Below are 18,270 nucleotides of genomic sequence, written 5' to 3' on the forward strand. Positions count from 1 at the left end.
AAAGAAATAGAGTGGCGACAGCGTATTGCATGACATGATCCATCTGCTGGGCAGGCGTGCATTGCACAATCTCGAGCCGGTTACGGCGGCATGGGAGCCTAGCCGCAACCCAGCGCGTCAAAGCGGCAGTGCTGTATTCTCGTTTTCGGATAGCTTACGCACCCAAATCGGGGCACTCCACGCACGCTCCTGCAGCGTGGCTGGCAGGTCCGGCCGAGGTTCAACGCCCTCGCGAATAGCATCCCAGGTAGACCAGCGACATGTCGGATTCTCCAGTACGCGTAAATAGTAAAAAGCAGCCTCCTCGCTATCGAATTCAGGATCCTGCCAAACAGTTAAAAGCTCGGGATCTCCCACGTCATTCGTTGTGGAGCAATCCGCGAGGTTAACCCTCGCCCCATTGTCAGGGCAGCGATACGTATCCGTACCGGGAGACAACCCATCCGAGCAGGCTACGTCATAGACTTTTTCCATCGGCTCACCATCGTGGATAAAACCCTTGACCACCTGCAGCCGCTGCAATGGCGTTCCTCTAGGATCGCCCGCCGCCCAGAGCAGGAAGGTCGGAGCACCTGCGCCTGCCTGCAGTTCGCCCCCCATGGGAACTCCACGCTCGTAGGCCTGGGCTATCAGGTCGTCGGCATCCAGCATGGCCGAGTCAAAGTTATTGCCGGCAAAGAAACGAACCTTAATTCTTGGACCAGAGGTAGCAAAGGTCTCTTTGCGTCGGAATGCGTCATAGATGGATTCCCGGGTATTCTCTTCTGCCCAGACACCGGCGATCCCGGACGCGCTCCAGCTTTCAAATCCACTGCCCGCGACATACTCGCGACCTTCAACTTCCTTAAGATTGCCCGGCGCGATCATTTTTATTACCGCGCCGTAGAGAAACGATGCAGGAACGGAGCCACGCCCTATCGGTTCGCCATCGAGGATTCCAGCCTTGGAAAAAAAATTAGATTCATCATCTGTGGTGGCCGCCACATGGGTATCGCTTGCGGCGACAAAACCAAACTGAAATGGATTGGTGATGCCCTGTTGCTCCAATAAAAGACCATTCTTCAATGCCTGCCTTACATAGCTGCCATCGGGCTTACTGGGAAGGCTTGTGCCTACGCGCAACTTATATATCTCGAAGTCTGCCCACTCGTCATTGGGAGACAATAGCGGGTGCGTATCAGAAGTCCCCTTGATCTGTGTAATCTCTACTAACGGTTCATTTCGCATGCGCTGCAGAGCATAATTTTCATCAAGAGGATTACCCGCCCAATCCACCAGTTTAAACATCTGACCATTCGATCCGTTAGAGTTATGAGGAATAGCCAGACTCTCAATACCCTGATCCCGCAGGTTGTCCATCCAATCCCACAAATCTTCAGGGTTCAGAGAGTTCAATCGCGAAAATGGCAGAGCCGGCAACTTGTCGCTACCGCGGAAAATCACGTTACGATGCAGATTTCCGCGGTCGTCCGAGCTGGTTGTATATTCGTATCCAACGAAAGTAGTAAACCTTCCCGGGGTGTTGTAAAGGTCTGCTGCTTCCACGATATCCAACCACGCTCGACGACCAACCTCATTTACCAGGTCTTCATTGATCGTGCCGGCCTGTATTCCTTCCAGCGTATCAGGAACGAAACCGGCAAAGTTTCCCACCCGTTGCAATACACTATCGACTCCCATATTTGAGGGGTGATTCATATCGTGCACCGACTCGGCCACGGCGTATTCAGAAAATTCCGTAGATGTGTCTGCTGCCTCTTTCACCAGTCCGAGAAACATTGCGTGATCGGTGACGGCATAAAAATCAAGTGGCGTACGTAGCTGTATCTGATATCCACTCGGGTGTTGTATCGCCTCGCCCTGGGCGAACCGATACGCATCATAAGGAGTCGCCGTCGTGCCGAAGGAGTAAGCGTCAAAGGAATACTCGGTGTGCACATGCAGATCCCCAAAATACGCATTTCGCTCTGTATTGGGTGGAGCAGACGTACGATCCAGAAGATCAAGTACGGGCTTGAGCTGCTGATCATCGGTACTGCCACTTCTTCCACCAAAATCATTGGCTTCATCGGATAGAGATCTGTCGCCACAAGCGGGGACCAAGCAGAGGAGTGACAAGGTAAGTATAAGGCTACGAAGCATGGAATATCCTCAGGCGTTATAGGCGGGTGACTGCCGCTTGGTTTCTCTGCACAAGAGGGCAGCCCGAAAGCGTTTGTGCGAGAGATGTGAAAACCGCGGCTCTACCAAAATCACCGCGAATATCGCTATATGTTACTTTTATCGTTCGATTTCACTACACCCACAGCCAGAAGTAAAGCCCGCGCCACTCAATCCTCAGCATCTCGTTGACAACAAATGAATAGGCTGTGGCTCGGCACGTAACGCCCCACTGGCGACAAACCGATGCGGTCAAGCCGACTTTATTTAGCCACTAGCGGTCTTTCCACTGCGGTGGTCGCTTCTCAATAAATGCATTAACCCCCTCCAGACAATCGTCACTGGCAGATACAGACTCCAGCAACCGATATTCGTGCTCAAGCGCATCGGCCAAACTGGCATCGGAACCGGTGAGTATCGCATCGCGAATTGCCCGCTGCGGTATCTGACTGAAATTACAATAGGGCTGGATGAAATCATGAGCGGCCTGCACTGCAATTTCCGGTGTTTCAAACAAGCTGTTGACAAGTCCCATCGATAGCGCCGCTTGTCCCGATACGGACCGCCCCCCCAGCATCATCTCCTGAGCGCGACCCGCGCCAATCAAACGAGGCAAAAGCACAGTGCCGCCATAGGCCGGCATAAGACCTATCTTAATTTCCGGCAAACCCAGCTTGGCATCGCTCTCTGCAACTCGAAAACTGCACGCCAAAGCCAGTTCAAGACCGCCACCAAGTGCCAGACCATTGATGGCCGCTATACTGAGCTTGGGAAATTCGAGCAGACGCCTAATGAGACGGTGTACTTGATCAATTCGAGCCCTGACATTATCCGGTGGACTCTTTATGTCTGAGCCGGGGCAAAAAGCGCGTCCAGCTCCGGTCAGGATAACGGCTCGGCTATCGTCTTTCTCGATAGCATCGAGCTGCGACTCGAAAAGATTCAACATATCGGTAGTAATGGCGTTCAGGGCCTCGGGGCGGTTCATTGTAAGAACCGCACAATTACCAATAGTGCTATAGGTGATTATGCTCATCTTTATACCTCTTCGGCTACAGGTTCCAAAACAAGCTGCCAATCACTATTTAGGCAGAAATTTTTACTGATCTGGCGATGCTATCACCAACACCCCACTCCTTGGCGACAGCAAGTGAGCCAAGCATAGGTATTTTTTAGTTCTGCGCCAGTATACACAGTGGCGTAACATTGCAGGACGCTTGAGACGTTTCAGTCAATAAAGCCGCTGAACGGCTTTTTAAATTATTAAAAACGGCATAACGCGCAAGATTCGACCAACGAGTAGCAGATATCGAACACCGGTATGTAATTCACTATACTGCTTACGGAGATCGAGGAAAATTATTATGAAAACAATATTAATTACGGGAACAACCAGCGGCATCGGCAAGGTGACGGCGCTGGAGCTGGCCAGTGCAGGACATCGCGTTGTAATGGCAAACCGTAATCGCGCAAAATCAGAAATGGTTCGCGATAAAATCGTCGAAGCGACTGCCAATGAGAATATCGATATTATCGACCTCGACCTGGCCTCAAGAGAATCTATTGAAAACTGCGCTAAGACATTTCTCGAAGTCTACCCATCACTCGATATTCTCATCAATAATGCGGGCCTGATGAGCAACGAGCAGGTTATTACAGCCGATGGTTTTGAGCTGCAGTTCGCCGTCAACGCATTGTCACCATTCCAGCTAACTCTGGAACTATTACCCGCTCTTGATGCGGCCGCACCCAGCCAGGTAATCTTCGTTTCCTCCCTAATGCACAAGTTTGGCAAGCTGGACGTTGACAGCTTTCAAGGCTGGAATAAATACAGCAGCAGTGGCTCGTATGGTCAAAGCAAACTTGCGATGACCATGTTGGCGTGTGAACTTGCGGAACGATTGCGCAGTCGCGATATTTCGGTCAACTCACTGCATCCCGGAGCGGTCAACACCGGCATCTTGCACAACTACTCTGCTTTCTCGCAATTTTTCCTGAAGCTCTTTTTTACGTCACCAGAAAAGGGAGCAAAAACGTCTCTGCTCCTTGCAGGCATGAACCCTGCATCTATGCCGACCGGCGAATACTTCGACCGCGGTAAAAAGGGGAAGGCCCACAAACTTACAACGGATGCATCCGCGAGGAAAAAGCTCTGGGAGGAATGTTGTGAGTGCTTAGGAAGAACGGCTAATCTGGGGTAAAAATTCTACCCCCATCAAGCCGAGAGGGCCGCGCTGCTATGCGCCGCCTCGTCGAGCAAACGTAACAACTTTGCTCGCTCTGCTGCATCCTCCCGTGTTCCAGCGACCAGGTGGGTAGACACTACCTCTCTATCGAGGAACAGTTTTCCAGTGACGCTGCCGGTCTCCCGAGCGACCGCCAACCAGACTATGGTGTCGGCACCCTGCTGCGCCGTGCGCAAGATTGGACGGGTAATTTTCCTGAATCCCGGAAGCGCACTGCGGACGCCAGGAGTATCGGCCCAGCCAGGGTGCATCGCATTGACAACAATGCCCTGTTTTTTCCAGCGCGATGCCCACTCCTCCGTGAGTACCATAAGAGCTCTTTTTTCTCTCGCATAGGCGGCACTGCCTGAATACGAGCCATTTTCGTCGTTAGGAAGCGCATCGACATCCAATTTGGAAGTATACATACCACCGGAAACAACGTTAATCACGCGGCTCTCGCCCGCCTGAATCAACAGAGGAGACAAGCCCTCCGTAAGTCGGTAAGGACTCAAAAGTAACAGTGCGTAGCTCTGTTCGAAGCCCTCGGCTGTCTGGCCACGGGGATTAAAAAGCGCTCCGGCATTGTTAATTAACACGTCTATAGATTTACCTGATTGCAAAAAGCGTTCTATCAGTGCGTCCACATCTGACATCAGGCTGAGGTCTGCCAGTTCATAACGGATCTCGTCATTACCTGTTTCCCTTTTTAGCTCTGTGACCAGTCTGTGCCCTCTCCTTTTATCTCGCACCACCAGCGTCAAGTCTGCTCCGCGAGTCGCCAGGTCATGCGCCGCCGCATGTCCCAGACCGGCAGTAGCACCAGTCAGCACGACGTGCTTGCCCAGCATGGATTTTGACATCGGATTGAAGCGTTTCAGGCCCCTAATATAACCCCAACGCGTAAAACGAGAGAGCTCCGGTAGCAGCCGAGCGGGGCCCGGAATTCCATCGCCTGCGGCACCAATGGCAAATGTATCTTCCAGTGCTGCCCTCAGCCCGTCGACAGATTCCCACCCCATGCTCTCTAAACCCTTCCTCGACAGGGAAAAAACCGGCGCAAGGATCCCCTTGAATTCGAACTTCGCTTCGTAATCTATTCGGGTACCCCGTTTAGAACGGTAAAAATGGATACTGTCAGTTACCGTAAATAATGCGCTTCGTCCTTCCAGGCGAATAAAATCAGGCGCACGAAGTTCAGTTATACGGTACAGAATTGACACACTTCCGACGGGTAAAGCGCAAACAACCTTGAATTCAGTTCCAACCCGAATCTTGCCCGCTGTCAGCTTGACCGCGCTGGTCGCTGTCGCGTCCCACTCGGCAGTAGTTGTGAAATCGCTGACGTACGCAAAGACTTCATCTATGCTTCGCGCTACGTCTACAGATTCATTCAGTGTCGTCATATCGATTCGCTCGCAGCTCTCTCAGACATACGTTACGCAGCCCGCACTTCATCATAGGCAGCCAAGGCCGTCTTGCGCGCGGTAACGTGGTCTACCAGTGGGAAAGGGTAATTATCTCCAAGACAGATTCCGGCGTCGTCAAGCACTGCCGCGGGGGCTTCCCAGGGGCTATGCACATAACGTGGCGGCAACGCGGATAGCTCAGGCACCCATTCCTTTACGTATGCACCCGCCTTATCAAACTTGACCCCTTGCGCCATTGGGCTAAAGATCCTGAAATACGGGGATGCATCAGTCCCACTGCCCGCCACCCACTGCCAATTAAACGCATTCGCAGCCAGATCAGCATCCATCAAGTAATTCCAAAACCACCGCTGCCCGGCGCGCCAATCGATCAACAAGTGCTTGCACAGGAACGATGCTGTTATCATCCGAACCCGATTGTGCATATAGCCCGTCTGTCTCAATTCACGCATACCAGCGTCGACGATTGGATAGCCGGTCTTTCCTTCCTGCCACGCAATGAGGGATTCTTTCACCCCACACCACGGGAATCGGGCAAACTCTGACCGAAAAGGCTGTTCGGGCAGGGAGGGATGGTGATAAAGCAAATGTCGCGAAAACTCTCGCCACCCCAGTTCCCGCAGATAGCTATCCGCTTCCGATTGTAAATCCGGACGACCGCGCGATGCCTCCCTGATAAAATGGAAAACACGATGCGGAGATATTTCTCCGAAACGCAAATGAGGAGATAACAAAGACGTGGCTGCCCGCTCGGGAAAGTCTCTTCCCTCGTTGTAGCCATCAAGCGCCGACTCTTCAAAAACCCGCAGGCTCTCCTTGGCGCCTGCCTCCCCCGGCGACCAATAGTCGGCCCAGCGGGCGCTCTCATCATCCGTACAGTCAAGGCCAAGATTTTCCAGAGACACTCCTGCTGCTGACTGTCCTTGCCAAAAACGTAACGTGCCACCCGCCGCGAGGTTCGGTTCCGGCAGCGTGAGACAGCACTTCCAAAATGGGGTAAACACTTTGAACGGCGTATCGCTGCGGGTTCTAACCTGCTCGGGCTCCCACAGAAGCGTGCCCCCATAGCGTTTGAGCCGCAACCCGTTTTCCGCGAGCGACTCCGCAACACGCCGCTCTGTATCGTCAGAGCAAGGCTCGTACTCTCTGGAACAGAATACGGTGTCGGCGCCAATCTCGCAGGCAAGCTGTGTCAACACCGCTTCGGGCCGACCCTGCGCTAATATCAGCTTACCACCTCTTTTTTGCAATTCACTGCCAAGCGCACTGAGACTGCGGTGCAGCCACCAGCGACTCGCCGATCCTAGCGTCCATGCGTCGTCACTCAGTTCGTCGAACACATAGCAAGCCAGCACAGGGCCCGCGGCGCTCGCCGCTGACAAACCGGGTAAATCTGTCAGGCGCAGATCAGATCTAAACCAATAAATTGAGGCAACTTCATTCATCGCGCTATCCTGCTCTCTGTCCAATCATTTACACTCAGGTCCTCGCTACCCCAGTCCAACAACTCCCAGTCCTGCGTCTCAAGGTGCTCGTAATAAATGATCACGTTGGGCATAGAACCATCTCGAGAAGCGAGATTTCCGGGGCCGTCGTAACGCAACAGCAATCGGTCATCGGAAGCGTACGTTAACAGAATAGGATCGACGAAGCGCGCGAGCAGCCACGAATCCAAACCCACCTGAATACACAAAGCTCCAGCATCACAATCTTCACGGTTATCCCGATCTGCGCGCATCGCGATGGGTGTGTCCCTGCCAGGCACAAGAAAATCGAACTGCACACTGCCGCCTGAGTTCAAAACCTCCCAGCGACTGCGCACAAAATTATCGAAGCCAGCATCCACCACCAACGCGTCATCATTTGGCGGCCCCACGGATAACTCGCTATCGAAGCGATAGTCTTTCACGACGAGTGAGGGCTGATATGGCTTACCGCGGTAATCAAGCGTCTTGGAGGCAAGGAGCTTGCCAGCATTATCGCGATACTCGACTGAGCAATATTTCTCATCGATCAGACAGCGATGCAACTCTTTATAGAGGAACTTACCACTTGCCTTGTCGAAAGCACTGCCCACTGCGCGCGTCTCAGACGCCAAGGCGCCAGTCGCTAACGAAAACAAGCAAAATGCTAGGCACGCTGCTCTACCAATCGGCCCGCATTGAAACGGGTGTGACACGCGCGCATTGTGATTTCGTTGCCTGGTGTTCATGCCGGTCCGCTATCTTTTCTATTAGCGATAGCGAGTGCTACCGGAAAGATAACAGCCCACAACACGGCCAAAATGATTGGGCCTGAAATATCCGCTGCGAAAGACACCTGCGTCAACCGAGTCCCTGCGATGTAAGACGCGGCTCCACCAACCCCTCCCACGATTGCGGCCAGTAGCGGCTTGCCGCTCAGCCCCGCGAAAGCGTGCATAAAAGTCGTGCCTAGTGCAGGCCACAAACAAGTAATCCACAAAGGAGGACCAGCAATGCTTCCGGCGATCGTGAATACGCCCACTCTAAACAGCAACTGATCAATGCAAACCCCTACCAGGGTCAGCCCGGCGATAAAACGAAGCTCCCTGACGCCCTCGCCCATCACGGCAAAGTGCACTAGCAACAGCAAAGCCGCCGCAGCAGGCGCCACGAATGCAGACTGACTCATTACAATGCCAAGCCAGGCAACATTGAACATGACACCATTTAAAAGCCGGTATGGCATAGTGAAACCCACTCTTCGGTGACGCAACCTATACCCACTTACTTTTCGTGCTGGGCTTTGTGATAATTACGCGCGATACTGGAATCAGATCACATACCTCATCCCAAACGCGTGAAGAATGGGGGCGACATTGTCTACCCCACTCAAAGTGAGTACCCCATGGAATCACTCATGAATGCAGCCACATTGAACGGTCCCTGGACCAAGCCGGAAGTCGAAGCGTTTCTCGAACAATCGACCATTCCCATTCGACTCGCCACGGTGGCGCAGGACCAATTCCCTCGCGTTATCTCGCTGTGGTTTCTTTACCAGGCGCCGTCGTTGTGTTGCGTAACACACCAATCGTCTCACCTCGCACGCATGCTGGAGGGCAACTCAAGGGTTGGCTTTGAGATATCGGGTGACTCACCGCCTTACCACGGCATCAGAGGCCAGGGAGAAGCTACTTTAACCCCTCTGGGCGACAGTTCCTTGTTGCGGGAATTACTGCTGCGCTATGTCGGCTCGCTGGAGTCCCCATTCGCGCAGTGGCTACTGTCACGTGCGGAGGGGGAGATGATTATCACCATTTCCCCATCGCGATTGTTCAGTTGGGACTATCGTGAACGGATGGGTACTTCCTGATCGTCTTTTACGTCAGGCAAAAAACTCCGACCGGGTCGATGCATTGCTTTTAAACTGACCACCCAGCGCCGTTGTCCGCGTGTTCGATCCCGCGTCCATAACACCTCTTGCTTTTACGCAATAATGAGTCGCGGCAATGGTTACGGCCACGTTCTCCGTTTCCAGAAGCGTCTGCAATGCAACAAGAATTTGCTGAGTCAACCGTTCTTGAACCTGCGGCCTTTGGGCAAAAAATCGCACAATTCTGTTGATCTTCGACAAACCGATGATTTTGGTCGATGGAATATAAGCCACTTGGGCCACCCCGTCGATAGTGACAAAGTGGTGCTCGCAGGTACTGACGACCTGTATATCACTGACCTTGACCATTTCCTCAACACCCATCTTGTTCTCGATGGCCGTTACCTTGGGAAACGTGGCATAGTCGAGTCCTGAAAACATTTCATCCACGTACATCCGCGCGATGCGTTGAGGCGTCTCTGCCAAACTGTCGTCGGTCAAGTCCAGCCCTAACGTGTGGGCGATGTCGGCAAAAGACTCTTTGATCCGTTCATACTTTTGGTCACGGCTAAGGCCGTTGTAAATGAGTGGCGTTTCCAACCCGTGCGACAACAGTACACCGCGGACAAGCTCGGCTTCTTCCGAAATTGCCAGAGACGGTGCGCTTACGGACTCCATCAGAACTGTGTTCATAGCGATTTCTCTCTCTTTTTTTGTCAAAGTTCGCGGGGCCGCATTGCCGAGCCGGCATCCCCCCTGCAATCACACTCTACTCAAAAAACCATCTCTTTGTCGATTTCGACCTGCTGGCTAGGAAAGAGACATCGTGGGGACGATACACCTCCCGTTAACATCATCCCCCACGCCGCTTTAAGTCAACGGGTCGAGCTGGGTTCTCGCACACTGTCTGGTTGCTGTAACAATAATTACGCTGCCCCACCCGCATCGGATCAACTATCGAGGCACGTCGATAGTTGCCTTGAGAGCGTCTCCCAGTTCGGGATAATCAAAGATAAAACCCGCCGCCAGTGCCCGGGCGGGCACAACGCGCTGACCCTTCAGAAGGATCTCATCTGCGAATTCACCCAGAACCAGCGAGGCCACAAACCCCGGCAGGGGCAAGAGCGCTGGACGCCCTAATACACGGCCAAGGATCTTCGCGAAATCCCTCTGCCGCACCGGATTTGGCGCTGTGCCATTGACCGCACCCTCTATGGTCGCCTCTTCGAGCAAGAAGCAGATGAGGCGCACGAGGTCCTCGACTTGAATCCAGGACCACCACTGCAAGCCAGTTCCCATGGCACCTCCCAGACCGAGGCGTGCCGGGGTCAGCATAGCCGACAAGGGACCCCCGCTTGGCCCCAGTACGATCCCGATACGCAACTGACACCCACGACATCCCTGCGGCAGTCCGTCGCGGGCGGCCTGCTCCCAGTCAGCGCATAAACGCTGTGCGTATCCGGTATTACAGCGACTGTCCTCATCTAGCAATTCGTCGTGCCAGTGCCCATACCACCCGGTCGCTGACGCTGACACAAACACCTCCGGCGACTGGTCAAGCTCACCCATCCATGAAACCAGAGCATTGGTGAGGTTTATTCGACTGTCGCGGAATTCAACTTTGCGATCGCTGTTCCATCGGCCGCTATCCAAGGGCTGGCCCGCCAGATTGACAACTCCAAACCAAAGCCCGTTGGCTCCGAGCACGTCCAGTGACTCGACGAAATCAATGCCGGGAAGAGGAAGCGCCTGTGACGCAGCGGCAGCATTGCGCGTAAGCACCGTTACCCTGTAGCCACACTGAAGCAGACTGCGACACAGGACTTTCCCGATAAAGCCGGTACCACCCGTTACTAGCAAACGTCTGGGCTCTGTCATTTGTTAGGCCGAACTAATCCATGGTTGCACGGTGCGCGCCAGAAGCACTCATCGCGTGTGCAAGCAGCGTGGCAGCGATATTCGTCCTGCACGCTAAAAACGAAAGCCCGGTTTAGCCAATGCCAGTTGCACGGTGCCGATGATGCGCTCCCTGAAACCACCCTCACAATAGCTGAGGTAGTAATCCCAGAGGCGGATAAAATCTTGATCGAAACCCATTTGTTCGACCGCTTCAGTCTGCAGCAAAAAACGCTCCCGCCACCGCGCAAGGGTAATGGCATAATCTTCTGTAATATCCCGAAGATGTACCATTTGCATATCGGTGTCTCTGGCAACATGTTCGGCCATCACGGACAGCGAAGGTAGGCAGCCACCCGGGAATATGTAACGCTTAATATAATCCACCGAATCACGCGCTTCCTCATAACGACGGTCTGGTATCGTTATTGCCTGTAGTACCATTTTCCCATCGTCTTTGAGCAGGCGAGAACAGGTTTCGAAATAGTCTTTGTAAAACTGGTGTCCCACCGCCTCTATCATCTCTATCGACACCAGTTTGTCGTATTGCCCTGTCAGGTGACGGTAGTCTTCGCATAACAGGGTCACCCTGTCCTCCAAGCCCTCCTCCTTCACCTGTTCGCACGCATACTCGTATTGCTCCGCTGAAATAGTCGTAGTGGTGACCTTACAACCATAGTGCTTGGCCGCATGTATCGCCATACCGCCCCAGCCTGTGCCAATTTCCAACAGGTGGTCATCGGGCTTAAGTGACAACTGCCGGCAAATCTCCTCCAACTTGGCCACCGAAGCCGCCTCTAGTGAGGCAGCAGGATCGGCAAACAGCGCCGCAGAGTACATCATGGTGGGATCCAGGAACAATTCGAAGAACTTATTGCCGAGATCGTAGTGCGCTGTAATATTTTCCCGTGAACCCTTTTGAGTGTTGCGTTTCAACCAATGACCGATCTTGAGGAGCATTAGCGCGATGCGAGACTGACCGGAATCCAGGCTCTCCATCGCTACCATGTTGGCACTGAACAGACGTGTTACCTGTACAGGATCAGGCGACGACCAACGCGCCTTGATGTAGGCTTCGCCTGCCCCGAGTGATCCACCGCTCAACACCTGTGCGTAGACGGCGGCGTCGTGAATGTGAATCTCTGCGTGCGGATGTGCCGGATCGTCGTGCTGCCCAAAGTGATAACTCTGGGGACCCTCGTGCATCGTCAGAGATCCAATCTCCACCTTTCCTAACAGCCGGAACAGGGTTTCCCTCGCAATCCTGTCCGTCACACGGGCTGGGGCGGTGTGCGGCATCCCGATGCTGGAAATGCGTCCATTGCTCATAGTGTCATCCTACCAAGTCGATTTTCACGGGTGTGCAAAAACGGGAACACCCTTGAGGTAAAGTTTGAGTGCCTGCCAGTAAATGCCCCACAGAACCTTTAAGGTCATGAAAGGGTATCGAGCCAGCAAACGGTTAAGATTGCGCGCAGTGAAAGGACGTGCCGACAACGCCAAGGTGGCGTCAAACACCTTCTCCCCCTGATGGTGATTGTCCATGTGCAGAATCAGCCTGTGGTCCGGCGTGCTGCTGCGCCAATGATACTGCATCGCCATCGGGTTAAAGGGCGACACATGCAATGATTTATCAAACTGGGTATTTAGCCATTTCCCGGCGGCCGGCCCGGCCAACACATAACTGTGCCGCTCATCCCAGGGCGTATTCGTGACCTCGGCTACCACCCACTCGAGATTGGATTCGTCTTCATTAAAACAATAATACACTGCAATCGGATTGATGATGTGTCCAAAATATCGCAGATTAGCCAACAGGTAAATGTGGCCCTTGTGCGTCTCGCCAGTCTCTTCAAATATGCGGCGCCTTACCTCGTCCTCCAACGCTATGGCTGGATCTCCCATAAAGTCACTGCGCTGAAACCGCCCGAATGCTGGACGGGATTGCGACCAGAACGGCGTGTCTTTGAACAGCTCACCCATTTCGCTCAAGCAAATATAAGGCATGAACACTCTGTATTGAAATGCGTGCTGCTTGGGATGTGTGCGCCGGTGACGCAACACCCCCTCGTAGAGACGTGACTTCAAGCAGCAGCCCTCTGGCTATCCTCTATAGCATTCGCAACCCGCAGGGCGCTCACTACGCCATCTTCATGAAAGCCATTGTGCCAATAGGCCCCACAATACCATGTGTTGCTCACCCCATTTATCTCGCCCCACCGCTGCTGGGCTGCGAGGCTTTCGCGCGAAAACACCGGGTGGTCATAACTAAAATGCCCGAGGATACGATGCGGGTTAATCTCATCGGTATTATTCAGTGTCACACAAAATGTTTCCGGCGCCTTGATACCCTGCAATATATTCATATTGTAGGTCACAACGGACCGCTGCTCAGCCCCGCCAAGCCTGTAATTCCAGCTGGACCAGGTTTTGCGGTTCTTAGGCAGCACTCGGGTATCCGTATGCAGCACTACATCGTTTGCCTGGTAGGGTATGGCGGCAAGCAGCTCACTCTCCGCTGCTGTGGGCTCTTCCAACAGCCTTAATGCCTGGTCGGAGTGTGTCGCTATCACTACCTGGTCAAAGGGTAAGGCTCGCCCGTCCTCCAACTGCAGTGTCACCCCAGCGGCAGACCGCTGCACTGACGCAACCGCGGTATCAGCGTAAAGGCGCTCGGAAAACCGCGCGCATAGAGGCGCCAAATACTCACGGGAGCCACCGGTAATGACCCTCCACTGGGGCCGGTTCGCCACTGACAGTAGGCCATGATTCTTGAAAAATCGCAGGAAGAATACCAAAGGGAAATCGAGAATGGTCGTCGCATCTGAGGACCAAATCGCCGATCCCATTGCTGCAAGGTACTGGCGAGTAAATTTCTCGCCATAACCATGCCTGGCCAGATAACGCCCCAGCGTTTCTTCGTTGTCCAACACGCCAGAATCCAATTCCGCCACAGATTCTCTGTTAAACCTGAGTATGTCTCGCACCATCTTAATGAAAGAGGCGGAGAAAAGATTGCTCCGTTGTGCAAACAGCGTATTCAAGCTCGCTCCGGAATACTCCAGACCCGTTTCAGGGTCAGCGACGCTAAAACCCATCTCGGTGGGGGTGCTGGCTACCCCTAACTCGTCGAGTAGCGCAATAAAGTTTGGATAGGTCCAATCATTAAAGACAATGAAGCCGGTGTCTATCGCATATCGCCGGGTGCCGAGCTCGACATCCATTGTAGCGGTGTGTCCGCCAATTCGCTTATTCGCTTCAAATACAGACACGTCGTGACTAGCGCTAAGATAATGTGCGCTGGCTAAACCCGATATGCCCGACCCGATAACCGCAATTTTCATCGCTTACTGCTCTCCCGGCCGCGGTGCAGCCACACATCCTTATGATTTATGAGTCAGTTTACGCGATTTCTCGACCCGCGGATCACACTGCCCGGTCGCTCTGTGGCTGGGGCAAGCCGTGATATCACTGCCTTCCCCGACCTCGTCGCTGACGCTCGCTAAAAAAAGTGCATCGGGGTGATCCGACTTACCTTATCGGCGTATACTAAGAAAACCTATCCGGAATTCAGAATGCTGCTTGTGGCCGAAACAACCGATAATGACCTGAACAATGCGGCAAACGACGCGCAGGTGAAAGGCGGAAGACGCACCGATGAGTGGAGCGAATGCATCACTTTGATTGCGCAAAACGAGGATAGGGCCGCCTTTACTCGTCTCTTCCGGCACTTTGCCCCCCTTATGAAAGCTTTTGCACACTCCGGCTCCACCTTGTCAGCAAATCACGCCGACGAGTTGGTGCAGGAAGTCATGCTGAAGGTATGGCAAAAAGCGGGCGCGTTTGATCCATCTAAGGCTGCGGCCAGTACCTGGGTTTACACAATAGCCAGAAACTGCCGCACTGACCTGTACCGGCGGCTGAACAAGTTCGATACCTCGCTCACCGCCGAGGATATGGGCTACGAGGCTGAAACGGAAGAAACTTTCCTGCTGCTGCACCAACAGCGCAACAGGGAGCGAATCAAGGCGCTATTAGGCGACTTGCCCAATGAGCAATCTCAGATCCTGGTGAAGGTCTATATGGAAGGTAAATCGCACTCTGAGGTTTCTGCAGAACTCGACATCCCGCTGGGTACGGTAAAGTCCCGTGTACGGCTGGCCATTCAAAAACTCCAAATACAAATCGAAAGATAGAACTATGGCTAATTTTCATCCAGAAACAGATCTTTTAACGGAATACACTGCTGGGTCTTTGCCCCTGGCACAAGCAGCCTGTATTTCAGTTCACATTCAGCACTGCGAGCATTGCCAGCAGCTCTCAAGTCAAATGAGCGAGGTGGGAGCGGCACTCTTCAATAATCTCCAGCCGCAGGCAGTGGGCGACGAGCTGTTGGACAGCGTACTGGCAAGGCTGGACGAGGAGGCGCCTCTGTCCTATGCCAAGGCTGAGGATGATCGCAACGCCACGCCGGCGATACTGCAGCGCCTGATGAGCGGTGATTTCTCTGACCTGAATTGGAAGAAGATCGGGGCTGCCCTGCGCATCAGCTATATTAAGTTAGGCGATCCGAAGCACGAGTTCGCTCTCTACCACATAAAGGCAGGTGGACGAATTCCCGAGCACACGCATCGAGGCACTGAAATGACCCTGGTACTTGAGGGCGGATTTTCGGATGCCGACGGTACATACCACAAAGGTGATTTTATTTTCAGGCGTCCGGAGGACGTGCATGCACCTACGGCGGTGCAGTCAGAGGATTGTATTTGTCTGGCAGTGCTGGACGCGCCCTTGAAGTTTACGGGTTGGAAGTTCCGCTGGATGAATCCTTTTCTCAAGCTGAAAGCAGTGTAGGCACCGAGCGCCTACTCACTTTCCGCAGGCCTGGTGTTTGCCAGGCCTATCATGGCCTGACAGCCCGTTTTCTTGATCCTCTCGCCACACACCGACTGCACAACCGCCTCGTCATACTGATCCATCTGCCAGTCAGCAGCGTAATATTATTGAATTAACAAATTGAACAACGAGGGGTTTCTCATGATTGAAAAAAACCTGGGCAATATAGAGCGAGTATTGCGTCTTGCACTCGGTCTTATCTTCGCCGCGTGGACCTTTTCTCAGTACCCTCTTAACGGTGTAGAGTGGTTCGTTTCTCTCATTTCACTGTTTTTGATTTTGAATGGCATCTTTTCCCGCTGCTATCTTTGGTATGTGCTTGACGTTAACACGAGCAGAAAACTGGCGCGTCCTACCTCAACTTGCTGACCAGGCAACCCATATTCTTCAATGCAGTTTACCTACACGCGTTGAACAAGAGGATCACACTCTTATGTACAAGCTTATCTCTTTGGTTTTTTTATTGTTCTCTGTGAACGCTGCAGCTACTTGTCCGGATTTTCTCAACCATGATCTGAGAAAGCTCCATTCGAATGACACCGTCAATCTTTGCGAGGTTGCGGCAGGCAAACCACTACTCATCGTTAATACTGCAAGCCATTGCGGCTACACGTCTCAATTCACCGGTCTTGAAAAGCTTCACGAAGCCTATAAAGAGCGGGGCCTCGTGGTGGTTGGTTTTGCGAGCAATGATTTCCGCCAGGAAGCCAAAGACGAGTCCGAAGCAGCCGCCGTTTGTTATAAGAACTACGGCGTCACGTTTACAATGATGGCACCCTCCAGCGTTCGCGGAGATAGCGCCAACCCGGTATTCACTGAGCTGGCACGGCAAACTGGCTCACCCTCCTGGAATTTTAACAAATACCTGGTGGGCAGTGACGGCGCAGTGATAGAGCAATTCGGCAGCAATACCAAGCCGCAAAGCGACGCACTAATTGCAGCGATTGAGCAGGCCGTCACGCCTTGATCACAACATTGCGTCTCCCATTATTGCATGTTTTTATCCGCGACACGCGGCACTGGATCGATCCGTGAATACGCACTCTACCTACGAGAAAAATCCTAATCCCCAAGGCAAAGGCCTTGTGCCTGTTTTGCAGGATCTGGCGAACCTGAAAACGGGTCTACTGGATCCCAAATCGCCAGGCGCTTTCCTCAGAGATTATTGCCTTTCCTCCTTTATTTTATCTGCATCCTTTGCATTCAAACCCGTGGTCGGCAAAACGTACTATCTTTACACGAGTGGCCCCGACTGGACACTGTCTCTGATCGCTCCAGGACAGTGGTCCAGTGAAAAAGCAGATACCTTTCTTGCTGCTTGTTATCTGCGACCTGACATGACGTGGGAGTTGCTAACAGACACACTCGCTTCAGACGACAGCAAGTCCCGTGATGCCTTACACCACTATATTCACGCTTTTGTCGGGAGCCTGGCGGAGCAGGAGTCCATCAGCGACAGCCTGCCACATTACGTGCGAGAGTTACCCTACTATCGACGCTTGCTAATGTGTGCTCTTTCTTCATCGCTGAAACAGTCCCTCCCCACGAGCGGCGATACGATGCAGGCGCTGTTGCAGGATTCTGCCTGCCTGTCGTTAGTCGCACCGCAATAGCGGCATACGCCCTCCACCCCCTCCTTCACTTTTCGCAATCTTTAGGCAAAAAAAACCCCACGCGATATCAGTCGCGCGGGGCTACAAGCACCTTCTCAGTATTGGGGGGGAGAGAAGGTGTTTACTGTCGGAAGGAAACTATCTCTTCCATAACTATTGGGTAAGTACCCTGCCAGAGTCATCAGTGCTGTCCGCAAGCAACACCCCTGAGCATGCATAGCGAGTCGCCTCACTTGCTGCCCCGAAACAGCGCAGCTGCCCGTCTGATTGAACGCACCAGCGCTGTCGTCGATCTGTGCTGGCAATGCTCACCGCTGTATTCTGCGGGCAAGCCGCTTCATAAATACTGAAAAAACCGCCTGTGGGCAGTATCCCAGTCTTGATCTTGTTGATCGAGCCGGTGTCGCTGGCATGTGCGCCGCCTGTCAGCAAAATGGCACACAGCGCGCCCACCTTGTATTTACTGAACATCATTCTTCTCCGTGCTTTAGAATACATTATGGTTACGGCAAGACCTACAGTTCAGATCACATCAGATAGTGCGAATAACGGCTCAGCGCTCAGACTGACGCCATGATCGAAACCTGATATTAAGGCGGTGGGGGTCGCCAAAGCGAGACATCGTGTGCCGATCAGAGGCCGACGTTAATCAACGGCGTCCACTCGGTCGTCGCAGGTAAAACTAGAATGGCCTCACGATAGAACGCATTACTGGTT

Annotated in this window: 19 protein-coding genes; 7 read left to right on the plus strand and 12 right to left on the minus strand. The window is 53.2% G+C overall.

The features are described from left to right. Positions 1-117: 117 nt before the first annotated feature. Together EYC82_RS06305 and EYC82_RS06310 are read right to left on the minus strand one after the other, a co-directional pair. Positions 118-2,142 carry a DUF3604 domain-containing protein gene (locus EYC82_RS06305; protein ID WP_279248699.1) on the minus strand — a complete coding sequence of 675 codons (2,025 nt, stop codon included), beginning with the start codon at positions 2,140-2,142 and terminating at the stop codon, positions 118-120. A gap of 292 nt (positions 2,143-2,434) precedes the next feature. Continuing rightward, positions 2,435-3,196 (minus strand): enoyl-CoA hydratase/isomerase family protein, encoded by a 762-nt coding sequence (locus tag EYC82_RS06310; RefSeq protein ID WP_279248700.1) that lies wholly within the window; start codon positions 3,194-3,196, stop codon positions 2,435-2,437. 328 nt (positions 3,197-3,524) lie between these two features. Here EYC82_RS06310 and EYC82_RS06315 point away from each other — a divergent pair, with 328 nt between their 5' ends. Further along, entirely contained in the window at positions 3,525-4,361 is an 837-nt protein-coding gene (locus EYC82_RS06315; protein ID WP_279248701.1) for an SDR family oxidoreductase, read from the plus strand. Between the two features lie 14 nt (positions 4,362-4,375). On the opposite strand, the gene EYC82_RS06320 is transcribed toward EYC82_RS06315, so the two are convergent. The 4 genes from EYC82_RS06320 to EYC82_RS06335 form a co-directional block, all read right to left on the minus strand. Further along, positions 4,376-5,791: an SDR family NAD(P)-dependent oxidoreductase gene (locus EYC82_RS06320; protein ID WP_279248702.1), complete on the minus strand. Its 1,416-nt coding sequence runs from the start codon at positions 5,789-5,791 to the stop codon at positions 4,376-4,378. Positions 5,792-5,823: 32 nt separating this feature from the next. Next, positions 5,824-7,260, minus strand: coding sequence for a cryptochrome/photolyase family protein (locus tag EYC82_RS06325; protein WP_279248703.1), 1,437 nt, complete (start codon positions 7,258-7,260; stop codon positions 5,824-5,826). After that, positions 7,257-7,913 (minus strand): hypothetical protein, encoded by a 657-nt coding sequence (locus EYC82_RS06330; RefSeq protein WP_279248704.1) that lies wholly within the window; start codon positions 7,911-7,913, stop codon positions 7,257-7,259. The genes EYC82_RS06325 and EYC82_RS06330 overlap by 4 nt, the downstream gene beginning before the upstream one ends. A 110-nt stretch (positions 7,914-8,023) precedes the next feature. After that, complete coding sequence (locus tag EYC82_RS06335; protein ID WP_279248705.1) at positions 8,024-8,524, minus strand: DUF2878 domain-containing protein; 501 nt, start codon at positions 8,522-8,524, stop codon at positions 8,024-8,026. Positions 8,525-8,695: 171 nt separating this feature from the next. On the opposite strand from EYC82_RS06335, the gene EYC82_RS06340 reads away from it, so the two are divergent. Continuing rightward, on the plus strand, positions 8,696-9,148 hold the full coding sequence (locus EYC82_RS06340; protein ID WP_279248706.1) for a pyridoxamine 5'-phosphate oxidase family protein: 453 nt from the start codon (positions 8,696-8,698) through the stop codon (positions 9,146-9,148). Positions 9,149-9,160: 12 nt separating this feature from the next. Here the strand turns inward: EYC82_RS06340 and folE are convergent, their stop codons facing one another. From folE to EYC82_RS06365, 5 genes are all read right to left on the minus strand, one after another. Next, on the minus strand, positions 9,161-9,841 hold the full coding sequence (gene folE / locus EYC82_RS06345) for a GTP cyclohydrolase I FolE (protein WP_279248707.1): 681 nt from the start codon (positions 9,839-9,841) through the stop codon (positions 9,161-9,163). 261 nt (positions 9,842-10,102) lie between these two features. Further along, complete coding sequence (locus tag EYC82_RS06350) at positions 10,103-11,026, minus strand: TIGR01777 family oxidoreductase (RefSeq protein WP_279248708.1); 924 nt, start codon at positions 11,024-11,026, stop codon at positions 10,103-10,105. Between the two features lie 93 nt (positions 11,027-11,119). Continuing rightward, the gene (locus EYC82_RS06355) at positions 11,120-12,373 is read right to left on the minus strand and encodes a cyclopropane-fatty-acyl-phospholipid synthase (RefSeq protein ID WP_279248709.1); all 1,254 of its coding nucleotides are present in this window, start codon (positions 12,371-12,373) and stop codon (positions 11,120-11,122) included. Positions 12,374-12,397: 24 nt separating this feature from the next. Then, positions 12,398-13,108 carry a DUF1365 domain-containing protein gene (locus tag EYC82_RS06360; protein WP_279250658.1) on the minus strand — a complete coding sequence of 237 codons (711 nt, stop codon included), beginning with the start codon at positions 13,106-13,108 and terminating at the stop codon, positions 12,398-12,400. A gap of 20 nt (positions 13,109-13,128) precedes the next feature. Next, a complete protein-coding gene (locus tag EYC82_RS06365; protein ID WP_279248710.1) occupies positions 13,129-14,388 on the minus strand; it encodes an NAD(P)/FAD-dependent oxidoreductase in 1,260 nt (419 codons plus the stop codon). 231 nt (positions 14,389-14,619) lie between these two features. Here EYC82_RS06365 and EYC82_RS06370 point away from each other — a divergent pair, with 231 nt between their 5' ends. From EYC82_RS06370 to EYC82_RS06385, 5 genes are all read left to right on the plus strand, one after another. Next, positions 14,620-15,240 (plus strand): sigma-70 family RNA polymerase sigma factor, encoded by a 621-nt coding sequence (locus tag EYC82_RS06370; protein ID WP_279248711.1) that lies wholly within the window; start codon positions 14,620-14,622, stop codon positions 15,238-15,240. A gap of 4 nt (positions 15,241-15,244) precedes the next feature. Then, on the plus strand, positions 15,245-15,898 hold the full coding sequence (locus EYC82_RS06375) for a ChrR family anti-sigma-E factor (protein ID WP_279248712.1): 654 nt from the start codon (positions 15,245-15,247) through the stop codon (positions 15,896-15,898). Between the two features lie 183 nt (positions 15,899-16,081). Then, a complete protein-coding gene (locus EYC82_RS18130; RefSeq protein ID WP_423243897.1) occupies positions 16,082-16,309 on the plus strand; it encodes a YgaP family membrane protein in 228 nt (75 codons plus the stop codon). A 64-nt stretch (positions 16,310-16,373) separates the two neighbouring features. After that, positions 16,374-16,907 (plus strand): glutathione peroxidase, encoded by a 534-nt coding sequence (locus EYC82_RS06380; protein ID WP_279250659.1) that lies wholly within the window; start codon positions 16,374-16,376, stop codon positions 16,905-16,907. Positions 16,908-16,971: 64 nt separating this feature from the next. Then, complete coding sequence (locus EYC82_RS06385; RefSeq protein ID WP_279248713.1) at positions 16,972-17,553, plus strand: DUF2452 domain-containing protein; 582 nt, start codon at positions 16,972-16,974, stop codon at positions 17,551-17,553. A gap of 153 nt (positions 17,554-17,706) precedes the next feature. On the opposite strand, the gene EYC82_RS06390 is transcribed toward EYC82_RS06385, so the two are convergent. Continuing rightward, entirely contained in the window at positions 17,707-18,027 is a 321-nt protein-coding gene (locus EYC82_RS06390; protein ID WP_279248714.1) for a hypothetical protein, read from the minus strand. Positions 18,028-18,270: the final 243 nt, after the last annotated feature.

Origin of the sequence: Candidatus Marimicrobium litorale (genome assembly GCF_026262645.1) — a bacterium.
Lineage (GTDB): Bacteria > Pseudomonadota > Gammaproteobacteria > Pseudomonadales > Halieaceae > Marimicrobium > Marimicrobium litorale.